General features: G+C 48.0%; 23 protein-coding genes. 10 read left to right on the top strand and 13 right to left on the bottom strand.

Annotated features, from left to right (window positions below; translation table 11 throughout):
* The first annotated feature begins 102 nt into the window (after positions 1 to 102).
* Positions 103 to 1,491 (top strand): hemolysin family protein, encoded by a 1,389-nt coding sequence (locus tag D5S11_RS10570; RefSeq protein ID WP_061581862.1) that lies wholly within the window; start codon positions 103 to 105, stop codon positions 1,489 to 1,491.
* Between the two features lie 13 nt (positions 1,492 to 1,504).
* On the opposite strand, the gene crcB is transcribed toward D5S11_RS10570, so the two are convergent.
* Genes crcB through D5S11_RS10555 form a run of 3 tightly spaced genes read right to left on the bottom strand, consistent with a single transcriptional unit; the run spans position 1,505 to position 2,974 of the window.
* Positions 1,505 to 1,864 (bottom strand): fluoride efflux transporter CrcB, encoded by a 360-nt coding sequence (gene crcB, locus D5S11_RS10565; protein ID WP_061581863.1) that lies wholly within the window; start codon positions 1,862 to 1,864, stop codon positions 1,505 to 1,507.
* Positions 1,861 to 2,256 carry a fluoride efflux transporter FluC gene (locus tag D5S11_RS10560; RefSeq protein WP_061581864.1) on the bottom strand — a complete coding sequence of 132 codons (396 nt, stop codon included), beginning with the start codon at positions 2,254 to 2,256 and terminating at the stop codon, positions 1,861 to 1,863. The genes crcB and D5S11_RS10560 overlap by 4 nt, the downstream gene beginning before the upstream one ends.
* Before the next feature lies 1 nt (position 2,257).
* On the bottom strand, positions 2,258 to 2,974 hold the full coding sequence (locus tag D5S11_RS10555; protein ID WP_007409257.1) for a glycerophosphodiester phosphodiesterase: 717 nt from the start codon (positions 2,972 to 2,974) through the stop codon (positions 2,258 to 2,260).
* A gap of 169 nt (positions 2,975 to 3,143) precedes the next feature.
* Between D5S11_RS10555 and D5S11_RS10550 the strand changes: the two genes are divergently transcribed.
* From D5S11_RS10550 to D5S11_RS10540, 3 genes are all read left to right on the top strand, one after another.
* A complete protein-coding gene (locus D5S11_RS10550) occupies positions 3,144 to 3,248 on the top strand; it encodes a YhdX family protein (protein ID WP_003155299.1) in 105 nt (34 codons plus the stop codon).
* Positions 3,249 to 3,411: 163 nt separating this feature from the next.
* Positions 3,412 to 4,527, top strand: coding sequence for a mechanosensitive ion channel family protein (locus D5S11_RS10545; protein WP_020955575.1), 1,116 nt, complete (start codon positions 3,412 to 3,414; stop codon positions 4,525 to 4,527).
* 63 nt (positions 4,528 to 4,590) lie between these two features.
* Positions 4,591 to 5,322 (top strand): NAD-dependent protein deacylase, encoded by a 732-nt coding sequence (locus D5S11_RS10540; protein WP_369878810.1) that lies wholly within the window; start codon positions 4,591 to 4,593, stop codon positions 5,320 to 5,322.
* Positions 5,323 to 5,355: 33 nt separating this feature from the next.
* On the opposite strand, the gene D5S11_RS10535 is transcribed toward D5S11_RS10540, so the two are convergent.
* Entirely contained in the window at positions 5,356 to 6,204 is an 849-nt protein-coding gene (locus tag D5S11_RS10535; RefSeq protein ID WP_020955576.1) for a polysaccharide deacetylase family protein, read from the bottom strand.
* A 256-nt stretch (positions 6,205 to 6,460) separates the two neighbouring features.
* On the opposite strand from D5S11_RS10535, the gene dat reads away from it, so the two are divergent.
* Positions 6,461 to 7,312: a D-amino-acid transaminase gene (gene dat, locus D5S11_RS10530; RefSeq protein ID WP_108725074.1), complete on the top strand. Its 852-nt coding sequence runs from the start codon at positions 6,461 to 6,463 to the stop codon at positions 7,310 to 7,312.
* 41 nt (positions 7,313 to 7,353) lie between these two features.
* On the opposite strand, the gene D5S11_RS10525 is transcribed toward dat, so the two are convergent.
* Positions 7,354 to 7,938, bottom strand: a complete 585-nt coding sequence (locus D5S11_RS10525; RefSeq protein ID WP_053104649.1) for a TetR/AcrR family transcriptional regulator — start codon at positions 7,936 to 7,938, stop codon at positions 7,354 to 7,356.
* 108 nt (positions 7,939 to 8,046) lie between these two features.
* On the opposite strand from D5S11_RS10525, the gene D5S11_RS10520 reads away from it, so the two are divergent.
* The gene (locus D5S11_RS10520; RefSeq protein WP_007409251.1) at positions 8,047 to 8,598 is read left to right on the top strand and encodes a hypothetical protein; all 552 of its coding nucleotides are present in this window, start codon (positions 8,047 to 8,049) and stop codon (positions 8,596 to 8,598) included.
* 38 nt (positions 8,599 to 8,636) lie between these two features.
* On the opposite strand, the gene D5S11_RS10515 is transcribed toward D5S11_RS10520, so the two are convergent.
* The gene (locus D5S11_RS10515; RefSeq protein WP_007409250.1) at positions 8,637 to 9,137 is read right to left on the bottom strand and encodes a universal stress protein; all 501 of its coding nucleotides are present in this window, start codon (positions 9,135 to 9,137) and stop codon (positions 8,637 to 8,639) included.
* A gap of 421 nt (positions 9,138 to 9,558) precedes the next feature.
* Here D5S11_RS10515 and bmrC point away from each other — a divergent pair, with 421 nt between their 5' ends.
* Together bmrC and bmrD are read left to right on the top strand one after the other, a co-directional pair.
* On the top strand, positions 9,559 to 11,316 hold the full coding sequence (gene bmrC, locus D5S11_RS10510; protein ID WP_108725073.1) for a multidrug ABC transporter ATP-binding protein BmrC: 1,758 nt from the start codon (positions 9,559 to 9,561) through the stop codon (positions 11,314 to 11,316).
* Positions 11,313 to 13,334, top strand: coding sequence for a multidrug resistance ABC transporter ATP-binding protein/permease BmrD (gene bmrD / locus D5S11_RS10505; protein WP_015417135.1), 2,022 nt, complete (start codon positions 11,313 to 11,315; stop codon positions 13,332 to 13,334). The genes bmrC and bmrD overlap by 4 nt, the downstream gene beginning before the upstream one ends.
* 39 nt (positions 13,335 to 13,373) lie before the next feature.
* Here the strand turns inward: bmrD and D5S11_RS10500 are convergent, their stop codons facing one another.
* The 6 genes from D5S11_RS10500 to D5S11_RS10475 form a co-directional block, all read right to left on the bottom strand.
* Positions 13,374 to 13,994, bottom strand: coding sequence for an NAD(P)-dependent oxidoreductase (locus tag D5S11_RS10500; protein WP_015417136.1), 621 nt, complete (start codon positions 13,992 to 13,994; stop codon positions 13,374 to 13,376).
* A 28-nt stretch (positions 13,995 to 14,022) separates the two neighbouring features.
* On the bottom strand, positions 14,023 to 14,148 hold the full coding sequence (locus tag D5S11_RS20190; protein ID WP_007610363.1) for a hypothetical protein: 126 nt from the start codon (positions 14,146 to 14,148) through the stop codon (positions 14,023 to 14,025).
* A gap of 101 nt (positions 14,149 to 14,249) precedes the next feature.
* Positions 14,250 to 14,456: an alpha/beta-type small acid-soluble spore protein gene (locus tag D5S11_RS10495; protein ID WP_007409244.1), complete on the bottom strand. Its 207-nt coding sequence runs from the start codon at positions 14,454 to 14,456 to the stop codon at positions 14,250 to 14,252.
* Positions 14,457 to 14,680: 224 nt separating this feature from the next.
* Positions 14,681 to 14,896: a YheE family protein gene (locus tag D5S11_RS10485; protein ID WP_012117190.1), complete on the bottom strand. Its 216-nt coding sequence runs from the start codon at positions 14,894 to 14,896 to the stop codon at positions 14,681 to 14,683.
* A gap of 82 nt (positions 14,897 to 14,978) precedes the next feature.
* A complete protein-coding gene (locus D5S11_RS10480; RefSeq protein WP_108725072.1) occupies positions 14,979 to 16,337 on the bottom strand; it encodes a YheC/YheD family endospore coat-associated protein in 1,359 nt (452 codons plus the stop codon).
* Entirely contained in the window at positions 16,327 to 17,418 is a 1,092-nt protein-coding gene (locus tag D5S11_RS10475) for a YheC/YheD family endospore coat-associated protein (protein WP_012117192.1), read from the bottom strand. The genes D5S11_RS10480 and D5S11_RS10475 overlap by 11 nt, the downstream gene beginning before the upstream one ends.
* 237 nt (positions 17,419 to 17,655) lie before the next feature.
* Between D5S11_RS10475 and D5S11_RS10470 the strand changes: the two genes are divergently transcribed.
* On the top strand, positions 17,656 to 18,789 hold the full coding sequence (locus tag D5S11_RS10470; RefSeq protein ID WP_007409240.1) for a DUF445 domain-containing protein: 1,134 nt from the start codon (positions 17,656 to 17,658) through the stop codon (positions 18,787 to 18,789).
* Positions 18,790 to 18,874: 85 nt separating this feature from the next.
* Positions 18,875 to 19,225 (top strand): YlbF/YmcA family competence regulator, encoded by a 351-nt coding sequence (locus D5S11_RS10465; RefSeq protein ID WP_007409239.1) that lies wholly within the window; start codon positions 18,875 to 18,877, stop codon positions 19,223 to 19,225.
* A 39-nt stretch (positions 19,226 to 19,264) separates the two neighbouring features.
* Here the strand turns inward: D5S11_RS10465 and D5S11_RS10460 are convergent, their stop codons facing one another.
* Positions 19,265 to 20,404, bottom strand: a complete 1,140-nt coding sequence (locus D5S11_RS10460; protein ID WP_108725071.1) for a DNA alkylation repair protein — start codon at positions 20,402 to 20,404, stop codon at positions 19,265 to 19,267.
* Positions 20,405 to 20,482 lie beyond the last annotated feature (78 nt).

Raw genomic sequence — 20,482 nt, 5'->3', positions numbered from 1 at the left:
GGCCCTCTGTGTAGTCAATCACCCATTTCGTTCCTCTCGCTTAAGAAAAAACGATGAAATCAGGAGGTGACGTCCTTATCCTTCAATTCGGGATAAGGTGAAATGGACGATATTGACAGTTTGATTTTAATCGGTGTGCTCATTACGTTAACGGCATTTTTCGTGGCGAGTGAATTTGCGATCGTCAGAGTGAGAAGATCCAGAATCGATCAGCTCATTTCAGAAGGGAACAGACGGGCGGTGCTCGCAAAGCGTATCATTACGGATCTTGATGAGTATTTATCCGCCTCGCAGCTTGGCATTACACTCACATCCATCGGGCTCGGCGTACTGGGAGAGCCTGCATTTGAGCGGATGCTTCATCCTGTGTTTCAGGGCATGGGGCTGCCGGATTCTGCTGAGCATGTGATTGCTTTTGCTGCGGCGTACGGGCTGATTACGTTTCTGCATGTCGTCGTCGGTGAGCTTGCGCCTAAAACGGTTGCGATTCAAAAAGCGGAAAAGCTGACGTTATGGATTGCCGGACCGCTTCGGTTATTTTACGTGTTCATGTTCCCGTTTATTTGGGTGCTGAACGGCTCCGCGAGAATTCTGACCGGTTTGGCCGGATTAAAGCCGGCATCTGAGCATGAAGGCTCCCACTCTGAAGAAGAGCTGCGGATCCTGCTGTCAGAAAGTTTAAAAAACGGAGAAATCAATCCGTCTGAATATACGTTTGTGAATAAAATTTTTGATTTTGATAATCGGATCGCCAAGGAAATCATGATCCCGAGAAAAGAAATCGCGGCTGTTTCCACTGATATGGACGTGCCGGAAATGCTTGATATGATGCTGAAAGACAAATATACGCGCTGGCCCGTAACGGACGGGGACAAAGACAGTGTCATCGGCATGATCAATACGAAGCATCTCTTTTCAGATCTGCTGTTTATGACAGAAGATGAAAAAGCGGAAGTATCCATCACGTCTTACGTCCGCCCGGTGATTGAAGTCATCGAGACGATCCCGATACACGACCTGCTGATAAAAATGCAGAGAGAACGGATTCATTTGGCGATATTGTCTGATGAATACGGCGGAACGTCCGGTCTTGTGACGACCGAAGACATACTTGAAGAAATCGTCGGCGATATCAGAGACGAATTTGATGAGGACGAACAGCCGCAGATTCAAAAGCTGTCCGAACGCCATTATGTGCTGGACGGAAAGGTTCGGATCGATCAGGTGAATCATCTTCTCGGCGCAGGGATTGAAGAGGAAGTCGACACGATCGGCGGTCTTGTGCTGAAACGGAATATTGACATCTGTGCGGGTGAGTCGATACAAATCGGGGGATACACTGCCCTCATATTAGAAATGGACGGCCGGTTTATTAAACAGCTTGAACTCAAAGAAGAACAGGGCCGCCCGGGCGGTCAGGGAACAATAAACCGCCAGCTGCCCGTGCCTGAAACGGTCATGCTTCATAACGCAACCTTGAGCGAAAAATAAGCTCAAGGTTTTTTTACATGGATATCATAACAAAGCCGCACCAGAACGCCAAAAGGCTTCCGGCTGCTGAAACAGCGATGTAGAGCAGGCTTTCCTTAATGCGGTTGTTCATCATCAGCTGCACGGCTTCAATACTGAACGTGGAAAAGGTCGTAAACGCACCGAAAAAGCCCGTCGCGATGATGATGCCGGCAGAAGGATTATCCAGGCCCAGGCCGGTGAACATGCCGAGGCCGAAGGAGCCGAGCAGGTTGACCGCAGCCATTCCAAGCGGCATCGGAAAACCTTTTGTTTTTTCTGAAATTGTTTTACCCAAAAGAGAACGTAATACCGCTCCGATACCCGCTGCGATAAGCATCAGGACGATCGTCATGGCGTATCATGCCCCCTTCCCGCTGCGTGAAGGGCAATACGCCGTCCCCAGAAAATGCCGGCGTATGCAAGGGCAAGACCAGCGAATAAAGTCGCGGCAGCATAACAAAAAGCCGCTGCGGGAGACGATTGCAGCAGAAAAATGGTTTCTTTTGCGAAGGTTGACATCGTCGTGAAACCTCCGCAAAAACCGGTTCCTAAAAAGGCGGTCAAAAGAGGGCGTTTAGCCCGAATGATGAAAAAACCCGTAATAAGACCGAGTAAAAGGCTTCCCGCCGCGTTTTCAAGGAAAGTGGCCGCCGGGAAAGAACCGCTGTGAATGTGCGCGCTCATTTCAAAGCGGAGCAATGCGCCAAGCGCGCCTCCGATAAAAATTGCGATATATTGTTTCATATCAGCCATCCTTAGAAATAAAATCCGGAAAATCAGTTACAATGCCGTCAACTGCCATCATTTGCAGTTTTTCGGCCGTCTTTTGATTTCTGACCGTCCAGGCAAATACTTTCAGGCCGTGTCTGTGAGCGGTGGAAATCAAGAACCGATTCAGGCGGGTATATTTAATATTGACATAATTTACGGCTGATTTGTAGGCGGCCAGCTGGCTTTTGGAAAACATCCCGAAGCTGGGTCTTGCAATTATTGCAGTCGGAACGGACGGATACATGTCGTGAAAGGTCTGAATTGACTTGAGGCTGAATGATTGAACGATAGGGTGGATGGAAAAGGAAAACCTGCTTAACAGCTGGCCGACTGCTTTTTCAAGACCGACTTGAGAAACGTGCCCCTTCAGTTCAATTAAAAATCCGATTTCAGAATGATAACGCTTCAAGACCTCTTCGAGCAGGGGAATCCGCTCCCCTTTAAACTCAGCCCCATACCAGCTGCCGGCATCCAGAGACTGCAGCTTCTTCAGCGTAAAATCTTTTACAAAACCGGAGCCGTCCGTCGTCCGGTCGACTTTGTCATCATGGATGACGACAATCTGGCCGTCTTTTGTGAGCTGGACGTCAAGCTCAATGAAATCAGCGTTCATTTCGGCAGCGATATCAAATGCCGCAAATGTATTTTCGGGCGCGTAACCGGATGCGCCGCGATGAGCGATGGTATACAAGCTTGTCAGCTCCCCTCATGGGCATTTCTGTTATTATATCAGATTCGTATATGCACAGCGATTCAAACTGGTGAATGTGCGAAACAGTATTTTTTTGGAATAAAGATAGTGCTTTTTTCGGTTTACAATCCGCAGTGATGATTTATAATGGCAAAAAGGAGGCGAGATCATGGGAAAAGGGAGATTGAAAGTGGAAGAAAGAATTAAGGCCGAAACCGATGCTGAAATCCAAAAAGCGACTCTCCTGAAACAGACACAATCAAAGAAGAAATAGTGCCTGACCCTGTTGTATCTGGCTGAAAGATGAACGAATGTGTGAAAAACCCCGGCTGTGCTCTGATGCCGGGGTTTTTCAGGCTGCCTAAAGACATTAAAAGAAGCTGATGTCCGAATGTTTTAGTATAATAGATTTTCGACAAGACAAAGGAGCATATGCCATGATGACACAATTTCAGAGCTTTTTTACTCTTGACCATATTTTGCAGATCAGTATCAGCATCGGAATTTTAGCGGCTTTTCTCGTTTTGAGAAAACTGTTTGTCAAATACTTTTTTCAGCTCATTTACAAATTGGCAAACAAGCCGAAAACCGACATATTCAAACAGATTGCCGTAGCGTTTGACAAGCCGGCCAGGTGGTTTTTCGTGGCGCTGGGTCTGTTTTTGGCGATTGAGTATTCGCCGTTTTTAGACGGGCAGATGGACATTGCCAAAAAATTGTACCGCTCTCTGATCGTTGCGCTGATCGCCTGGGGGCTTTGCAATCTGACATCGGCGTCTTCGTTTTTATTTCATAAAGTCAATCAGCGCTTTGAGCTTGATATGGATGACATTTTGGCGCCGTTTTTATCCAAGGTGCTGCGCTTTGTCATTCTCGCGCTCAGCGTCAGTGTGATCGCGCAGGAATTCAATTATGATGTAAACGGGTTCGTGGCCGGACTCGGACTTGGCGGATTGGCCTTCGCGCTTGCGGCTAAAGATACGATCAGCAATTTTTTCGGCGGCATTATCATCATTACGGAAAAGCCGTTTACGATCGGCGACTGGGTCGAGACGTCATCTGTAACGGGGGGCGTTGAAGATATCACATTCCGAAGCACAAGGTTCCGCACGGCGCAGGGGGCGCTTGTTACCGTGCCCAATTCAACGCTGTCCATGGAAGCCATTACAAACTGGACGAGGATGACGAAGCGCCAGGTCACGTTTTCCGTTCGTGTTTCTTATGCGACGCCGATTGATCGTTTAGAGCGGTGCATCACAAGGCTCAGAGAAATGCTTCGTGAACATGAAGGCGTGCATGATGATACGATTATGGTTAACTTTGACGTGTTTGCGGACAGCTATTACAATCTGTTTTTCAACTTTTACACAAAGACCATCGTCTGGGCGGAAAGCCTGGACGTGCGGCAGGATATCAACCGCCGGATTATTGATATTTTTGCTGAGGAAGGCGTGGAATTCGCCTATCCGGGCCAGAATGTATTCGTAAAACAGAAAAGCCACGATGATCCGGTTCATGTGAAGGATCATTCCGGAGAAAAAGAACGGGCATAACAGGCGCCGTTCTTTTTTCATGATATGATAAAAAGAAAAGGCGGTGGAAGAGTGGAAGCGTTTATGACATTGATCAATCAGGCGGAACGTATCGTGGTGCTGACGGGAGCGGGAATGAGCACGGAATCCGGCATTCCTGATTTTCGTTCGGCGGGCGGTATATGGACCGAAGACACCTCCAGAATGGAAGCGATGAGCAGGGAATCCTTTGAACGCCGTCCGCGTGAATTCTGGCCTAAATTCAAACAGCTCTTTCAGATGAAAATGAGCGGAAGCTATGAGCCGAATGCCGGCCATACGTATTTGGCGGATCTTGAAAAGCGGGGAAAGCAGGTAGACATTTTTACGCAGAATATTGACGGGCTGCATAAGAAAGCGGGAAGCAGCAGTGTCTATGAGCTTCACGGTTCAATTCAGACCGCCGCATGCCCCCGCTGCGGAGCGCGCTACGGGCTTTCTCATCTGCTGAAGGACGAAGTGCCGGAATGTACGGCGGAAATCGGTGATCATGCGGTATGCGGCACCGTATTAAAAACGGATGTCGTGCTGTTCGGCGATCTCGTTCAGCATTTTGAAACCCTTTATGAAAAGCTTGATAAAGCTGATCTTCTTCTTGTGATCGGCACTTCGCTTGAAGTGGCGCCGGCAAGGTTTGTCCCTGAGGATGCGGGACGGATTCCCGGTTTGAAGCAGGTGATCATTAACCTTGAGCCGACATATTGCGACCATTTATTTGATCTTGTCATCCATGAGAAGATCGGTGAATTTGCAAAACGGATCAGCGCCGCGACATAAAAAAAGCCGGATCATATACAGATCCGGCTTTTCTTATTCATGGACGGGAATCATTTGATCCGTCAGAACATCAAAGGAGTAGCCCTGGGCTTTCAGTTTTTGAATCAGGCTCGGCAAAGCGTGCACCGTCGCAGGCAGATCGTGCATTAAAATGACATGCGGCCTGCTCGTATGAACGCTTTCCAAATATGCGAGCTGATTCAATACTTCCGGCACGTACCGTGCGTTTTTGTACTTCCAGTCTTCACTGTCTATCGTCCAGTCCCAGTACACGAATCCGTCTTTTTCGAGATTCTTAATCTGGGCATCCGTCAATGACGGTTTACTGCCGTAAGGCGTGCGGACAAGATCCGTTTTTACTCCGGTGATTGCCTCGAGTGTATCGCGTCCCTGCTGCATTTCGTTCAGCGGTGATGTCGGTGTTTGATAAAACAGGTGATTATCGTGCGTCACGCCGTGCAGGCCGAGCGCGATTCCTTCCTGCTTCGCTCTTTGCACGGAATGCTTATAGGCTTTCATCCGCGGTTCAAGCATAAAAAAAGTGGCCTTTGCGCCATTTGCCTTCAATACATTCAACAGCTGTTCAGTATATGGAGACGGCCCGTCGTCGAAGGTTAAATATACCGTTTTTTTCCCTGGGTCACGCTCTCTCTGCAAATGTTTCATTAAGACGTCGGGAGAATCATTTTTCAGCCGCAGGCTTTCTGCTTCATCCCGAAGCTGCCCGTTTGCGGTCACGGTGACCTGTTTGTTTTTTGCGGCGGAAGCGGAATATCCCATTATGACGATTACCAGAAGCAGTCCGCACAAAACTGCTAAACTCGTAAGTTTAAAAGCCAATGAAAACAGAGAAGGGGAAGCACCTTCTTTTGTGTTGCGCATAACAATCTCTCCAGTAGCATAAGTTTCTGCATAATGCCGATAACAGCGGAGGCTTGCGAAGTGCCATAAGTTAACAGCATATGTATGTCGAATCAAGTATACAGGAACAAAACTGGAAAAGACATAGAAAAGATGTCGAATAATAAGATTTTAAGAAAAAAATAAACTCCGCAGCCGGCTCGTTCAGTATGATAGAATAGTTGACAATAACAGCTGAGAATGCACATCACGGCAGATAACGATGAGGAGGGTTTACATGAAGACATTAGTAAACGGCCAGTTGATTGATCGTGAAGAAGCGGCAGTTGATATTGAGGACCGCGGATATCAATTCGGTGACGGTGTGTATGAGGTCATCAGAGTGTATAACGGCGCCTTATTCGGTCTGCGTGAGCACATCGACCGTCTTTTCAGAAGCGCCGCAGAAATCGGCATCACCCTGCCGTTCTCCGCAGAGGACATAGAATGGGATCTGCAAAAGCTTGTACAGGAAAACAAACTCATTGACGGCGGGGTCTATATGCAGACGACGAGAGGGAAGGCGCCGCGCAAGCACCAGTATGACGAAGGTTTGGAACCGCAGACGACGGCATATACCTTTTCAGTGAAAAAACCGGAAAATGAACAAAAAGCCGGAGCGCAGGCCATAACGGCAGAAGACAAACGCTGGCTGAGGTGTGACATTAAGAGTCTGAATTTACTGTATAATGTGATGATTAAACAAAAAGCCTATGAAGCAGGCGCTTATGAAGCGGTGCTGATAAGGGACGGAGCGGTCACGGAAGGAACCTCTTCCAATGTATACGCCGTCATAAACGGCACTGTCCGGACGCATCCTGCAAATGAGCTGATTTTAAACGGCATTACGCGGATGAAACTGTTAGAGCTGATGAAAGAAAACGGGATTGAGGTGCGGGAGAAGGCTCTTACCGAAGACGAACTCAGGGATGCGGATGAAATTTTCATCTCGTCAACGACGGCTGAATTAATCCCGATCGTAACCCTTGACGGAAAACCGGTCGGAAGCGGAGCGCCGGGACCTGTAGCCAAAACGATTCAGGAGGCTTTTCAGTCGCACATTCAGCAGGAGCTCGGGGTTCAGTCATAAGCTGAAAAAAGGCCGGAACACATCCGGCCTTTTTACTTCAGTCAGATAAAAAGAGATTCGATATGCTGAATGAGCACACGGGAGATCTTCTCTTTTGAAAGACGCTCAGGTTCAAGCATGGCATGCAGCGCCAATCCGTCGGCGATGGCGTACATTTTCTCCGCTTCGATCTCTTTATCAAGATTCGGTTTCAGAAGCTTATTTTCATCCAGCCAGTCAATCAGACCGCGGATATATGCTAAGATCCCGTCCTGCTGGGGTTGAAACTCTTCTCCCTTATGTCTGGCATAAGCTGTGAAAGCGAACCATACCTCCATTTCAGCCATCGTTTCTTCATCTGTCGGGATGATTTCAAGCATCAGACGCACCGCTTTTTCTTTCGGCGGCAGATCTTTCATGGCAACTTCGTTAATTCTGGCGGCCGCTTTTTCTTTTACGAGTGTCATCGCATACCCTAAAAGCTCATCCTGGGTGGTGAAATAGTGCCTCAGCGCGCCTAAAGAAAGACCCGCTTCCTGGGCGATGTTTCTCACTGTCGCTCCTTCCATTCCCCGCTCCAAAATCGTCCGCCAAGTGGCTTCGGCTATTTGTTTTCTTCTTTTTTCATGATCGATTATTTTAGGCATGGTTCCAGTGTAACAGGAAATATTTTTTCTTGCAATTTTGTAATACAGTTGTATTAAATAAAAAGCAGTGATACAATGCATTTTAGAAAACGATAAGGGGGAACCGGATTGAACGCGATTGCTTGGTTGATTGTCATTTGTGAGGCTGCTTTTTGGGCGGCTGTCATCTTCGGATTGGCGGCGCGCTATATATTCAGGCGGCAAAAGCTCGGAATGTTTTTTTTCGCTCTCATTCCTTTATTGGATGCCGTACTGTTTCTGGCGGCCGCAGCTGATTTATACAGAGGGGCGGCGGCGACTATGGCGCATGCGGTGGCGGCCATTTATATCGGAGTGTCTGTCGCCTTCGGGAAAAGCATGATTCAATGGGCGGATGAGCGGTTCCGCTATTATGTGGTCAAGGAAGGGGCAAAACCGGTCAAACGGTACGGGCTGGATTATGCCAAACATTATGCAAAAGGATGGGGAAGACATGTATTAGCGTTTGTCATCGGCGGCGTTCTTTTAGCCGGAACGGTATTTCTCATTCAGGACGCTTCCCGCACCGAAGCGCTCAGCAAGCTGTTAAAGGGCTGGTCTGTCGTATTGTGCATCGATTTTTTGATCATGGCGAGTTTTTTTGTGATGCCGAAAAAAAGAAGAAACAGCCGGGAGCTGTAAAAAAAGCAGCTTTTGATTAAGCTGCTTTACAGAAAGAATTATTTTACGATCAGCACGGGAATATCGGATTTCGATGACAGTTTTTCACTGACGCTTCCGAATAAAAGTTTTTTCAGCCTGTTCTGGTCCCGGCTCCCCATGACGATCAAATCCGCCGATATACGGTCGGCATGCTCGATAATGGCATCAGCGGGATCACCTTCTAAAATGTCGATATCCCCGTCAATCTGGCTGTCGTTCATCAGCATTCTCGCTTCCGCAACGATTTCTTCCGTACGGTCTTCATAAATCATCGGATCAGGGGAGATTCTTTCCGCCTGGAGCGGGTCAGGAACGCTTGCAATCCCGCCGCCGATATACGTTGCCCCGGCTCCCGGCCTCGGGGGATCAACAATCGTCCGGGTATCTTTTGCATTGTGGGAATGTACGACCGTTAAATCCGCGTGAAATGTTTTTGAAAGGTCTATGGCTTTTTGGAGCGCTTTTTTACTATCATCACTTCCGTCAAAAGCTGCTATCAACCGGTCCGCATGAAACATCGGCCTCATCCTTTCAGTAAAAAAGGTTTGTTTTACAATACCCGAATGGCAGAAATGTAAAACCTGCATTGACAAAAAAAGGATTTGTTTATATGATGAAGGAACAATATAGGGAAAAAGGAGGTATGGATCATGTCAAAACTAAAGCTTGTCAACTCATTTTCAGCTGAATACCGGCGTGACTCCCATACAGCTTCCGTTTTCTGAACATTTGCTTAAAAACGGGGCAGTCGCGCATAAACGGCGGGTCTGTACCTTATTTATAATAATAAGAGGCATGGAGCTGAGGCTTCATGTCTTTTTTTATACAAAAAAATGAAAGAAAGACAGGTGTGATGCATGTGGCGGTATTAGCGAAAACAATGAAAAACAATCCGGAAAAGCTTGAGGGCGGCTGATTGATGAAAGGGGATGACGGTATTTGTTTACTGTATTAAAAAAGCTCGCGTGGTTTTTTAAAGCCTATTGGCTGCGCTATACGACAGCGATTGTTCTGTTATTGATTGTGAATGTCATTGAAATGTTTCCGCCTAAACTTCTCGGTAACGCGATAGACGATATGAAGGCGGGCGTGTTTACAAAAAGCGGGATGCTGTTTTACATATGTGTTTTTCTCGCATTAACGGCAGCCGTCTATTTACTGTCTTATTTTTGGATGTATCAGCTTTTCGGCGGGGCGAATGTCATGGAGAAGATTCTCCGTTCAAAGCTGATGGGAAGGCTTCTTCAAATGTCACCGCCGTTTTACGAGAAATACAGAACGGGCGATTTAATGGCGCGGGGGACAAATGACTTGCAGGCCGTCAGTATGACGACGGGCTTCGGGGTCTTAACGCTCGTTGATTCGACGATGTATATGCTGACGATATTTTTGACAATGGGGCTTCTCATCAGCTGGAAGCTGACATTTGCCGCGATTATTCCGCTGCCGATAATGGCGGCTGCGGTCAGCCTGTACGGAAAAAAGATCCATGAGCGGTTTACGGAAGCGCAGGATGCTTTCGGATCATTAAATGACAAGGTGCTGGAGTCGGTATCCGGCGTCCGGGTCATCCGGGCTTTCGTGCAGGAAAAAAATGATGTCAGCCGGTTCGGTGATATGACGGCGGATGTATATGAGAAAAACATGAAGGTGGCGTTTATCGATTCACTTTTTGAACCGACTGTGAAACTTCTCGTCGGCCTCAGCTATCTCATCGGTCTCGGCTACGGCGCTTATCTCGTTTTTCAAAACCGGCTGACGCTGGGAGAGCTGGTATCGTTTAACGTGTATCTCGGAATGATGATCTGGCCGATGTTTGCGATCGGAGAATTAATCAATATCATGCAGCGCGGAAATGCCTCCTTGGATCGTGTCAATGAGACGCTTTCCTATGAGCCAGACGTGACAGGACCCAAGCACCCCGCCGGCATCAAGGAGCCCGGGCGTCTTGTTTTTGAACAAGTGACTTTCACGTATCCGAGCGGAGCGGGACCGGCGGTTTCTGATGTATCTTTTTCCGTAGAAAAAGGGCAGACACTCGGCATCGTCGGGAAGACGGGAAGCGGAAAGACGACGATCATTAAGCAGCTGTTGCGTGAATATCCGCCCGGCGCGGGAGCAATCACGTTTACAGGCGTTCCGATTCAGGAGATTCCGCTTGAGGAGCTCCGCGGGTGGATCGGCTATGTGCCGCAGGATCATATTTTATTTTCAAAGACTGTAAAAGAGAATCTGCTTTACGGACGGCAGGATGCAAACGAAGAGGAAATCGGCAGCGCGCTGAAAGATGCGCATTTTGAAAAAGATATCGGCATGCTTTCCGACGGGCTTGAGACGCTTGTCGGCGAGAAGGGCGTAGCGCTCTCTGGCGGACAAAAGCAGCGCATCTCAATTGCGAGAGCGCTTTTGACCGATCCTGACATTCTCATATTAGATGATTCGCTTTCTGCCGTAGACGCGAAAACGGAAGCCGCCATCATTGACAGCATCCGTAAAAAACGGCGGCATAAAACAACGATTATCACCACCCATCGGCTCTCGGCAGTTGAACACGCAGATCTCATTCTCGTCATGGATGAAGGCCGGGTGTCTGAAAGAGGCACGCACCGGGAGCTGTTGGCGCAGAACGGCTGGTATCGAAAACAATATGAGAGGCAGCGGCTGTCCTCTCTTGAAGAAGGGGGGACGGGCGCATGAAGACCGGGAGAAGATTATGGAATTACGCGCTTCAATATAAGAAGCTGCTGATATGGGCGGTCGTCCTGCTCATTATTGCGGTCGGCACTGAGCTGACCGGCCCGTTTATCGGAAAAAAAATGATTGACGACCACATTCTCGGCATTGAAAAAACATGGGTTAAAGCCTCTGCGGACGATCCGGGCGCCGTCAGGTTCCGGGGGCATGATTATGTCAGGGAGGACCGGCTCAAACCGGGGGCGGACAAAACCGGAGAGGCGCACATTTATCAAGTCGGTGCGGGCTACTATTTTGTTGACCGTCCCGTCAGTTTTGACGGAAACCGTTCGGTGTCTGACGGCCGGCTGACAATATCAAACGGTAAAGAAAGCAGGTCATATCCCGCCATTACGTTATCAAGACAGGAGATTTTTCAATTTTACCGTCCCGAAATAAAAGGATTGCTGACGCTGACCGCCATTTACGCGGGACTGCTCATGTTTTCCGTATGTTTTCATTACGGCCAGCATTATCTGCTGCAGATGGGAGCGAACCGGATCATACAGCGCATGAGGCAGGATGTATTTTCACACATTCAGAAAATGCCGATCCGCTACTTTGATAATCTGCCTGCCGGAAAAGTCGTGGCCCGCATTACGAATGACACAGAAGCGGTCAGGGATTTATATGTAACGGTGCTGTCGACATTTATCACAAGCGGCGTTTATATGCTCGGCATTTTTACGGCGCTGTTTATGCTTGACGTCAGGCTGGCCGCCGTTTGCCTGCTGATTATTCCGATTTTAATGATCTGGTCGGTTGTGTACCGCAAATACGCATCCGTCTTCAACCAAAAAATCCGTTCCATTAACAGTAACATCAATGCGAAAATGAACGAATCCATTCAAGGAATGCCGATTATTCAGGCGTTCCGCCGCGAAAAGGAAACGATGAAGGAATTTGAAGAATTGAATGAAGCTCATTTTCGCTACAAAAACAAAATGCTGTCCTTAAATTCCCTCATGTCCCACAGTCTTGTCAATGTGTTGCGCAATCTGGCGTTTGTCGGGCTGATCTGGTATTTCGGAGGCGCGAGTCTGAGTGCGGCCGGAATTGTTTCGATCGGCGTTTTATACGCGTTTGTTGATTATTTAAACCGTTTGTTCCAGCCGGTTACGGGGATTGTCAACCAATTTTCGAAGCTTGAATTGGCCCGTGTCTCTGCCGCCAGGGTATTCGAGCTTTTACAGGAGGAGGAAACGGAAGAAGAAGGCGCTCCCGCAGACAGAAAGGCGGAAGGGACAGTGGAATTCCGCGATGTTTCTTTTGGATATCGAAAGGGGGAAGAGGTGCTGAAACAGATCAGCTTTACAGCTGAAAAAGGGGAGACGGTCGCCCTCGTCGGCCATACGGGGTCCGGCAAAAGCTCCATCCTGAATCTTCTGTTCCGTTTTTATGATGCCCAAAAAGGAGATATCCTGCTGGACGATAAAAGCATATACGGCATGTCGAGGCAGGAGCTGAGGTCGCATATGGGCATTGTGCTGCAAGACCCGTATCTTTTCTCGGGCACGATCGGCTCCAATGTAACACTCGATGATCAGCGTATTTCTTTGGAGCAGGCGGAAGAAGCGCTTCGCCAAGTCGGCGCCGCAAGTCTTCTGCAATCTTTGCCGAAGGGCATCAGAGAGCCCGTTACCGAAAAAGGCGGCACACTGTCCTCAGGCCAGCGTCAGCTGATTTCTTTTGCAAGAGCGCTTGTGTTCGATCCGGCCATTTTAATTTTGGATGAGGCGACGGCGCACATTGACACCGAAACAGAAGCAGTCATTCAAAAAGCGCTGCAAGTCGTTCAAGAAGGGCGCACGACATTTATTATCGCCCATCGGCTTTCCACGATCAGACACGCAGACCAGATTCTCGTGCTGGAAAAGGGCCGCATTATTGAAAAGGGAAGCCATGACGAATTAATGGCGCAAAAGGGGCAGTACCACCAAATGTATGAATTGCAGAAAGGAACGGCGAAGTCCGCGGTGTAATCGGAAAGGGTGAATCTAAAGATTCGCCCTTTTTTTCATTCAGTAAGCCAGTCCCACCCGTTTTCTGACAAACTGCGGGCTGATCAGCTCACGGTACAGAAAGTGCGCCGTGTCTCCGACGGTGATTTCAGCGCCGTCTTCAGGAAGGCGATCCTGTTCGAACCGGTAAACTCCGGCAGCGTCTCCGTCAGGAAGGTAGGTGGGACAGATGATCGTCCAGTCAAGATCCTCTGCCAGCAGCATTTCGTATACGCGGGCGTGTTCCTTTGCGGCTCTTGTTGATTTTCGTTTTGATTCTGCCGATTCAAACCGGTATTGATCAGGCATAAGCCGTGATTGAAGGATACCCGCGGTGCCGATCGTAATCAGACGCTGAACATGATGCCGTTTCATGCTGTCTATTATATGGGTCATAGCGGCTGAAAGGGTATCGTCACCGTCCGTGCCGAGACAGCTCACGACTGTGTCCGCTTTGGAAATCAATCGGCTTACATCTTCCCGCCGCCTCGCATTCCCTGTTATGATTTGTTTTTCAGGAATGGGAAGGACTGTTCCGGCTGATCTGACAAGAGCGAATATCTCCATGTGTCCATGTTTCTGCGCTTCTTTTATAAAAGCCTGTCCGACTCTTCCTGTTGCTCCGAGTAAAGCGATGTTCATGTAAAAAACCTCCTCGCCGCTCATTATATCATTCAAAGCAGCGGGGAAAAGAATACCTGTGAATAAACGGGAAATGGTGGGCAACATATTCATTGACCAAAGAGACACTTACGAACTGAAACAGCTCCCAATTGACTGAGGCAATGAATGACATGTTTTCCCTCCTTTTTTCCTAGGGTATGTGGAATAGGAAAAAAGGGTGACGGCATAAAAGAAGACGCGGTATCCCGCGCCTTCTGTAAGCCATTTATTGAGTTATTGTACGCCTTGGCCGCCCATGTTCTGCTGTGCGAAAGATACTAAACGTTTCGTGATTTCTCCTCCGACAGAACCGTTTGCACGAGAAGTTGTTTCTCCGCCAAGGTTTACGCCGAACTCAGAAGCAATTTCGTATTTCATTTGGTCGATTGCTTGAGCAGCGCCGGGTACTACTAGGTTGTTTGAAGAGTTGTTGTTTGCCATTTGTATGATCTCCTTTATAAAGTAGTATGGTTGGGTTTGCTGGAATTGCACCAGCCGATGGTTTTCGGAATGAAAACCATTGCCAGCTCGGCTTCACCCAATGCTGTTTGCCGCTTTGTACTACGTATTATGGTGAATCAAACGGCATCTCATTCGGAAAACGGTGTGGTAAATAGCGGAAGGAAAAAGAAAAGCCCAGCCTGGTGCGGCTGAGCTTTTAGCTTTCAGTCATATATGTGATAAAGCATTAATTCATGCAGCTCTTTTACGAGAGCCGGCTCTTCTTTTCCCGGATGTGTGTGTCCCCATTCAATGTCTCCGGACTTATGATAAATCCCTTCGTAATGCGTACCCTGCCAGTAAAATGAAATCCGCCATCCGGGCAGTTTCTCTTTTTTGAATAACGGTTTCCAGCTGAAGTGCGAAATCATGACGTTCACGCTCCTTATGGGAAATGTTGATCTTGTTCATTGTAGCTCATCGTTCAATGCCTGTCCCGGGTAAACCTAAAAAAAGACAGCCTCACCGCCAAAGTTTTTCCGGGGCGGTGATGGACCGTTCTGATAAATACGACGCGTATTCAAAATTTCTCCGTTTTGTCAGGTAATCGACCGATCTCAGCTTCGGATGGGAAAAAATGCTGCGCCCGGGGCGGGAATTGGCTTCAAACATCCAAACTTTCCCTGAATGATCGACGCCGAGGTCAAAACCGATTTCGCCGATAAAACCTTCAATGTGCTCATTTAACACGCGGCTGACCGCCAAGGCGGCTTTTGAAAGTTTCCGCATTATGCCGACTCTCTCTCGCGGATCGCCGTATAATTCAGCTAACGTCCTGACTTCTCCGCCGGTTGCCAGATGCGTCGTGATGCTGTTTTCACCGGAAATTTTTGCCGCAATGGCCGTCACTGTCCATTTCCCCTCGGCGTTTTTATTCGTGTGCACCCTGAAATCGACGGGGCGCCCATCCAGCCGGATCAGGTCAATGCCTTGCTGAATTAAAAATGCGGACGGGTCATTGTTTTCTTTAAATGATGTCATGAAGGATGCCGCATCTGAATACTCTGCCGTCACCACCGTTTTTTCCTCATTCGTGTGTTTGACAGATAAGCCGGCATCTGTTTTTTCCACCTTGTAAATCCCCGTTCCGAGTGCGCCGTCTGCAGGTTTGATATAGACGGTGTCAAACGTGCTGCATAACGTTTCTAACGCTTCTGCATTCGGGTGCAGGACAGATTTTGGCAGAAGTGAAGCGGTGAGACTGTTTTTTTCCAGAAGCTTATGAATGTCCCATTTATTAAAGAATTGCGGATTAAACCACGGAATCTGATAGTCATTCATCAGCCTTTGTTTTGTCTGCTGTAAAAGCGGAACTTCTTCCGTTTTTCGGCTCGGGAGCCTGTCATATACGACATTCGGAAGCGGGACGGCCGTCCGTTTCCAGCTGTTTTCTTTATAAATCAGCGCTTGGACGGTGCCTTCTTCCCAGTTGATCTGATGGGCCCCGAAAACGAAACAATATCCGTTCGCCTGTTCATGAAGAGAGAGCATCTTGGAAAAGAAGGCTGTACGGTCTCTTAACGGGCGGGACGGCGATGATGTGAACCCGGCTGTGAAAACGCCGATCAGCGGTCCGATGTGCACCGTCTGGCCGTGTATGAGAAAGTCAGCCCGGCTTTTATGCGGTATCAACAGCTCCTCAAACAAATCTTCAGAAAGGAGCGCGCTTTTTTCAAGTGATTGAGAAAAGGCTACACGGCATTTGACAACCTTGGTCCCGAAGGCAGCCGATAAAAGCCCTTCCCGTTTCATGGAGGAGGGGAGAAACAGCGTATTTTTGCTTTTTTTATCGATGCCGACAATCATCCCTTTATGATTCACGCGGTAATACTCCTTTCCGGCTTTCCTGTGACTGAAGTTCGCGGAAGCGTCTCAGCGGACTCGTATACAAATCCTCTTTCGCCTCCGGAGCCACGCTTAAAATAGCTTTCCGTCCCGGCTTTGAGTTGACATCCAAAAGCCAGATGCGTCCGTCTTTGGCATAACAAATATCGAGCCCCAGCTCAAACAGCGGTCCGAACCGTTCATCAAGGAAATAAGGGACGGATTGGGTGATCGAAAAGACATCATCCAATAAAACGGCCTGCTGCTTTCTCGGAATTTCCTCAAACCATGTGTCAAACTTAATCGGTTCTGATCCTCCGGGCAAATGAGATAAAAGACCGTTCTGATAACCCCTTCTGACCGCTTTTCCGACCGTTTCCCAAACGCCTGACTCAGTTTTGCGCATGAAAATGCGGATGTCGCACGGATGCCGCTCTTTATCCTGGATATTTAAGTAGGATTGAAGCAAATAGCGGTGCTGCAGCACTTTTTTGCACCAAGACTTAAAAGACACGTGATTGGAAAATGATTTTGTTTGTTTGTTTTTTCCGATATAGTAAGTGGCCGTAATTGATTTTTTGCCTGTTTCAAGCAGGATGATGCCTCTGCCTCCCGCGCCGAAAGCGGGCTTAAGTATACATGCTTTTTCCTTGGCTAAGTATGATTGCACCTGTTCATAGCGGCTGACTTCGGCCGTTTCAGGAATATAGGGACTGATCAGATGATGCTTTTGGAGCGCATCCGTGACCGTCCATTTATCAGGAAGCCCCCGGCCGATAAATTCCGTTTTCCGATATTTTTTCAGCCATTCGACGATCGGTTTGGCTTTTTGCGCTTCAGCGGATTTTCCGTAAAAACAGCGGTCGTAAATATATTCGGGAATATCGATTTCCGTTTCGTTCCACTTTCCGCTTTGCGGGTGATAGACGAGCGCTTTCACGCGCAAAGAATCCGGAAATATATCAAACGGTGTAAAGCGGGCTAAGCGCACATTATATTGAGGCGCTCTTTCAGCCAATTCCCCGGCGTAATCTTCTTCGTGCCGGCGGGATACAGACATAAAACCGAGTGTTGTCATATTATTACTCCCCCTTTATTCAAAAAGCCGCTGATGGAACGGCCCTTCCATCCAATAAATATGCTAAGCGCATCATAAAAGATGATCTACTGTAAAGAGTACGAAACAGCATCTTGCCTTATTCCTCACAAACAACAATTCAGGTTCTTCATTTGCCCGCATGCCCGCCAGCCTCTATAATACGAATAGATATATCATCAAGAAAATAGAACATAAGATGGAGGCAGAAGAAAAGGAATGGGCATAGCAGGAACGTTTCTATTTATGATTGTGATCGGAGCCGCGATCGGCGCGGTGACGAATCATCTTGCCATTCAGATGTTATTTCGTCCGTACCGGCCGTATTACCTGTTCGGAAAACGGGTTCCGTTTACGCCGGGGCTGATCCCGAAAAGGCGGGATGAATTGGCAAAACAAATGGGGCTCATGGTGACGAACCACCTTTTAACCCCGGAAGGAATAAAAAAGCGGCTTTTATCAGATACCGTTAAAAACCAGGCGCTTCTTTTCGCCGAACAATTCACGCAAAAAATGGCCGCTTCCGAGATGACGGTGCACGAAGCTTTGGCCGCCGCGGGCATCCGGAATCCGCAGGAAAAGACGGATGCCTGGATTGACCGTTTTACCGATGAAAAGCTTTCGGAACTGTACCGGAAATATGAGCACCGCGCCATAAAAGACTGGCTTCCTGATGAGCTTCAGGAAAAGCTGGATGAAAAAGTCCCGTTGGCCGCAGATTATATTCTGAAGCGGAGCATTGATTATTTTGAGAGCGAAGAAGGGAAAGACAGGCTCGGAAATATGATTGACGACTTTTTGAATTCCCGGGGGATGCTCGGCAGCATGGTGCAGATGTTCCTCGGCAATTCAAGCTTGGCAGACCGTGTGCTGCCTGAGCTGTTAAAGTTTTTGCGCAATGAGGAAACGAAAAAGCTTCTGGCTGATCTGCTTTCTCAAGAATGGGGCAAGCTCAAATCTTATACACTTTATGAGGCCGATGAAAAGTGGAATGCGAAAGATCTGCTGTTCAGCATGAAAAAGCGGGCTTTGGCCGCACTTCAAACCGCGCCCTTTTTCGAATGCCGGCTCGGTGACATCATTTCCCGTTATGAAGGGGAGATTACGGGAACGTACGCGCCGAAGCTGCTTGATGCGGCACTCGGCAGTATTGCCGCTCATTTGAAGGATGTGCTGAAACGGCTGCGTCTTGAGGAAGTGGTCAAAGAGCAGGTTGATCAGTTTCCCGTTGAACGGCTGGAGGAAATGGTGCTGTCGATTTCCAAGAGAGAATTTAAGATGATAACGTATTTAGGCGGTCTGCTCGGCGGGATAATCGGAGCAATTCAGGCTTTGTTTGTCATTCTTTTCTAAGGAAAACATACGCCGATGATGAAAGTCGCTCCGCAGTCTGTTATAGTGGAGTGGTATGTCCGAAAGGAAGAAAGGAGCGGTTACTATGGCAGTTCATTTTTATGATGCAGCATATGATCTTGAAAAAGCTTTGCGAAACAGTGATGAATACAGCCGTCTGAGAGGGCTTTATGATCAAGTAAACGCAGATGAATCCGCAAAACGCATGTTTGATAACTTCCGCAATGTACAGCTGCAGCTGCAGCAGAAACAGATGTCAGGTGAAGAAATCACTCAGGAAGAGGTAGAGCAGGCACAAAAAACGGTGGCTCTCGTACAGCAGCATGAATTGATTTCTCAGCTGATGGAAGCGGAACAGCGCATGAGCATGCTGATCGGCGAGTTAAACAAAATCATTATGAAACCTCTTGAAGAGCTTTACGGCAGCCCGCAATAAGCTCCACACCCCTCCATCTATGAAATGGAGGGGCTTTTTTTATTCAACAGAAAAATCAAGCGAACCTTTTACCGTTCCGTTAATGATGACAGACAGAGTGTGAATTCCCCGATAATGCTTGCGGGTGGTTAAATCTTTAAGGGAATGATGTTTGCTGAAGGCTTTTACGTCTCCGTTATCCATGGCGGACTCCGACATCTTAAACACCTTGCGGCTGCGGTGCCCCCTTTTCTTTACAAAATCAATCGCGTATTCAACCCTGACTTTTTGCCGGGCGGATGAGCGGATCTGAAAAGAAAAATGTATGCTTGTTCCGATGGCGGCCGTTTCCGGATTCAGTGTAAAACGTTCCAATGAAATCCGGGAGGCGTCTTCAAACCCGAAAATCGCAAGCGCCTGTTTGTCTCCTCTTTTTAACAGTGTCCTGCAGGCGTGCTTCAAAATCCAGTCCGTATGCGGACAGCTTCCGAACCGCTCGGCTGCGATCTGTGCCAGAAGATCCGGATGTGTTTTGGAGATGTCATTCAGGTTATTCGCCACGCTTTTTCTGACATATAACGAGTCATCCTGCATCAAGCGGTCCAGAACAGGGAGAATCGGAGAAGGATCTTCAAGAAGAGCCGGAATGGAGATTCCCCATGGCAGGCGCGGTCTTGAGCCTTCGCTGGCAAGCCTTCTGACATGTTCGTCCGGATGCTCCGTCCAGGAAAGGAACTCTTTGAACATCCGCACCCGGTCAAGCCTGATATACGGGCGGACCGCAAATTCGGAAGTGGAAAAACGAGTGAAATACTGAAGCGCCTTCATTGATTCGTCCCAGTGATCCGTTCCGTACTGTTGGACATAATCGGGAAAAATAATCCCGGCGAGCCCTGAGAAGTGGGGAGCTGTCTCATATAAGACGTCAAGCGCCCGTATGTAATCCTTCGGCAGTGTTTCATATAAAGAGTCTGTGATCCGGCGCATTCGCTGTTTTAACGTCAGTCCGGGCCAATCTTCCTGAAACATCAGCGCCCGGCACTTGTCCCGCTCAAAAGCCGGATACGCCGATTTGATTCTGTTCAGAAGTGCTTCTGCAAATTCTTCGTTATAAATATCTTTTAATAGAGACATGACAGTCACCGCTTTTTTTCTTTTATTATATGAGAATGTATGTTCCCTTGCAACTTTATCATACATTCAGCATAGATATTTCCTCTGATTTTTTTAGTTAAAAAAACCCTTGTTTTTTAACAATATAATTGAGATAATAACTCT

It is taken from the genome of Bacillus sp. L75, assembly GCF_003676355.1.
Taxonomy (GTDB): domain Bacteria; phylum Bacillota; class Bacilli; order Bacillales; family Bacillaceae; genus Bacillus; species Bacillus velezensis.
The sequence above is the reverse complement of the archived record's forward strand: the minus strand, read 5'-3'. Positions and strand labels throughout refer to the sequence as shown.

Coding starts and splice junctions, on each gene's coding strand:
- D5S11_RS10495 (WP_007409244.1), bottom strand. CDS start 14,456: ATGGCAAACAACAACTCTTCAAACAACCTAGTAGTACCCGGCGCTGCT.
- D5S11_RS10535 (WP_020955576.1), bottom strand. CDS start 6,204: ATGCGCAACACAAAAGAAGGTGCTTCCCCTTCTCTGTTTTCATTGGCT.
- D5S11_RS10540 (WP_369878810.1), top strand. CDS start 4,591: ATGACATTGATCAATCAGGCGGAACGTATCGTGGTGCTGACGGGAGCG.
- D5S11_RS10500 (WP_015417136.1), bottom strand. CDS start 13,994: ATGAACATCGCTTTACTCGGAGCAACAGGAAGAGTCGGACAGGCTTTT.
- D5S11_RS10460 (WP_108725071.1), bottom strand. CDS start 20,404: ATGTATGATAAAGTTGCAAGGGAACATACATTCTCATATAATAAAAGA.
- D5S11_RS20190 (WP_007610363.1), bottom strand. CDS start 14,148: ATGTCATTCATTGCCTCAGTCAATTGGGAGCTGTTTCAGTTCGTAAGT.
- D5S11_RS10515 (WP_007409250.1), bottom strand. CDS start 9,137: ATGTTTCATGCGGACCGGTTGATAGCAGCTTTTGACGGAAGTGATGAT.
- dat (WP_108725074.1), top strand. CDS start 6,461: ATGAAGACATTAGTAAACGGCCAGTTGATTGATCGTGAAGAAGCGGCA.
- D5S11_RS10550 (WP_003155299.1), top strand. CDS start 3,144: ATGGGAAAAGGGAGATTGAAAGTGGAAGAAAGAATTAAGGCCGAAACC.
- D5S11_RS10470 (WP_007409240.1), top strand. CDS start 17,656: ATGGGCATAGCAGGAACGTTTCTATTTATGATTGTGATCGGAGCCGCG.
- D5S11_RS10525 (WP_053104649.1), bottom strand. CDS start 7,938: ATGCCTAAAATAATCGATCATGAAAAAAGAAGAAAACAAATAGCCGAA.
- D5S11_RS10475 (WP_012117192.1), bottom strand. CDS start 17,418: ATGACAACACTCGGTTTTATGTCTGTATCCCGCCGGCACGAAGAAGAT.
- D5S11_RS10570 (WP_061581862.1), top strand. CDS start 103: ATGGACGATATTGACAGTTTGATTTTAATCGGTGTGCTCATTACGTTA.
- bmrD (WP_015417135.1), top strand. CDS start 11,313: ATGAAGACCGGGAGAAGATTATGGAATTACGCGCTTCAATATAAGAAG.
- crcB (WP_061581863.1), bottom strand. CDS start 1,864: ATGACGATCGTCCTGATGCTTATCGCAGCGGGTATCGGAGCGGTATTA.
- D5S11_RS10560 (WP_061581864.1), bottom strand. CDS start 2,256: ATGAAACAATATATCGCAATTTTTATCGGAGGCGCGCTTGGCGCATTG.
- D5S11_RS10465 (WP_007409239.1), top strand. CDS start 18,875: ATGGCAGTTCATTTTTATGATGCAGCATATGATCTTGAAAAAGCTTTG.
- D5S11_RS10545 (WP_020955575.1), top strand. CDS start 3,412: ATGATGACACAATTTCAGAGCTTTTTTACTCTTGACCATATTTTGCAG.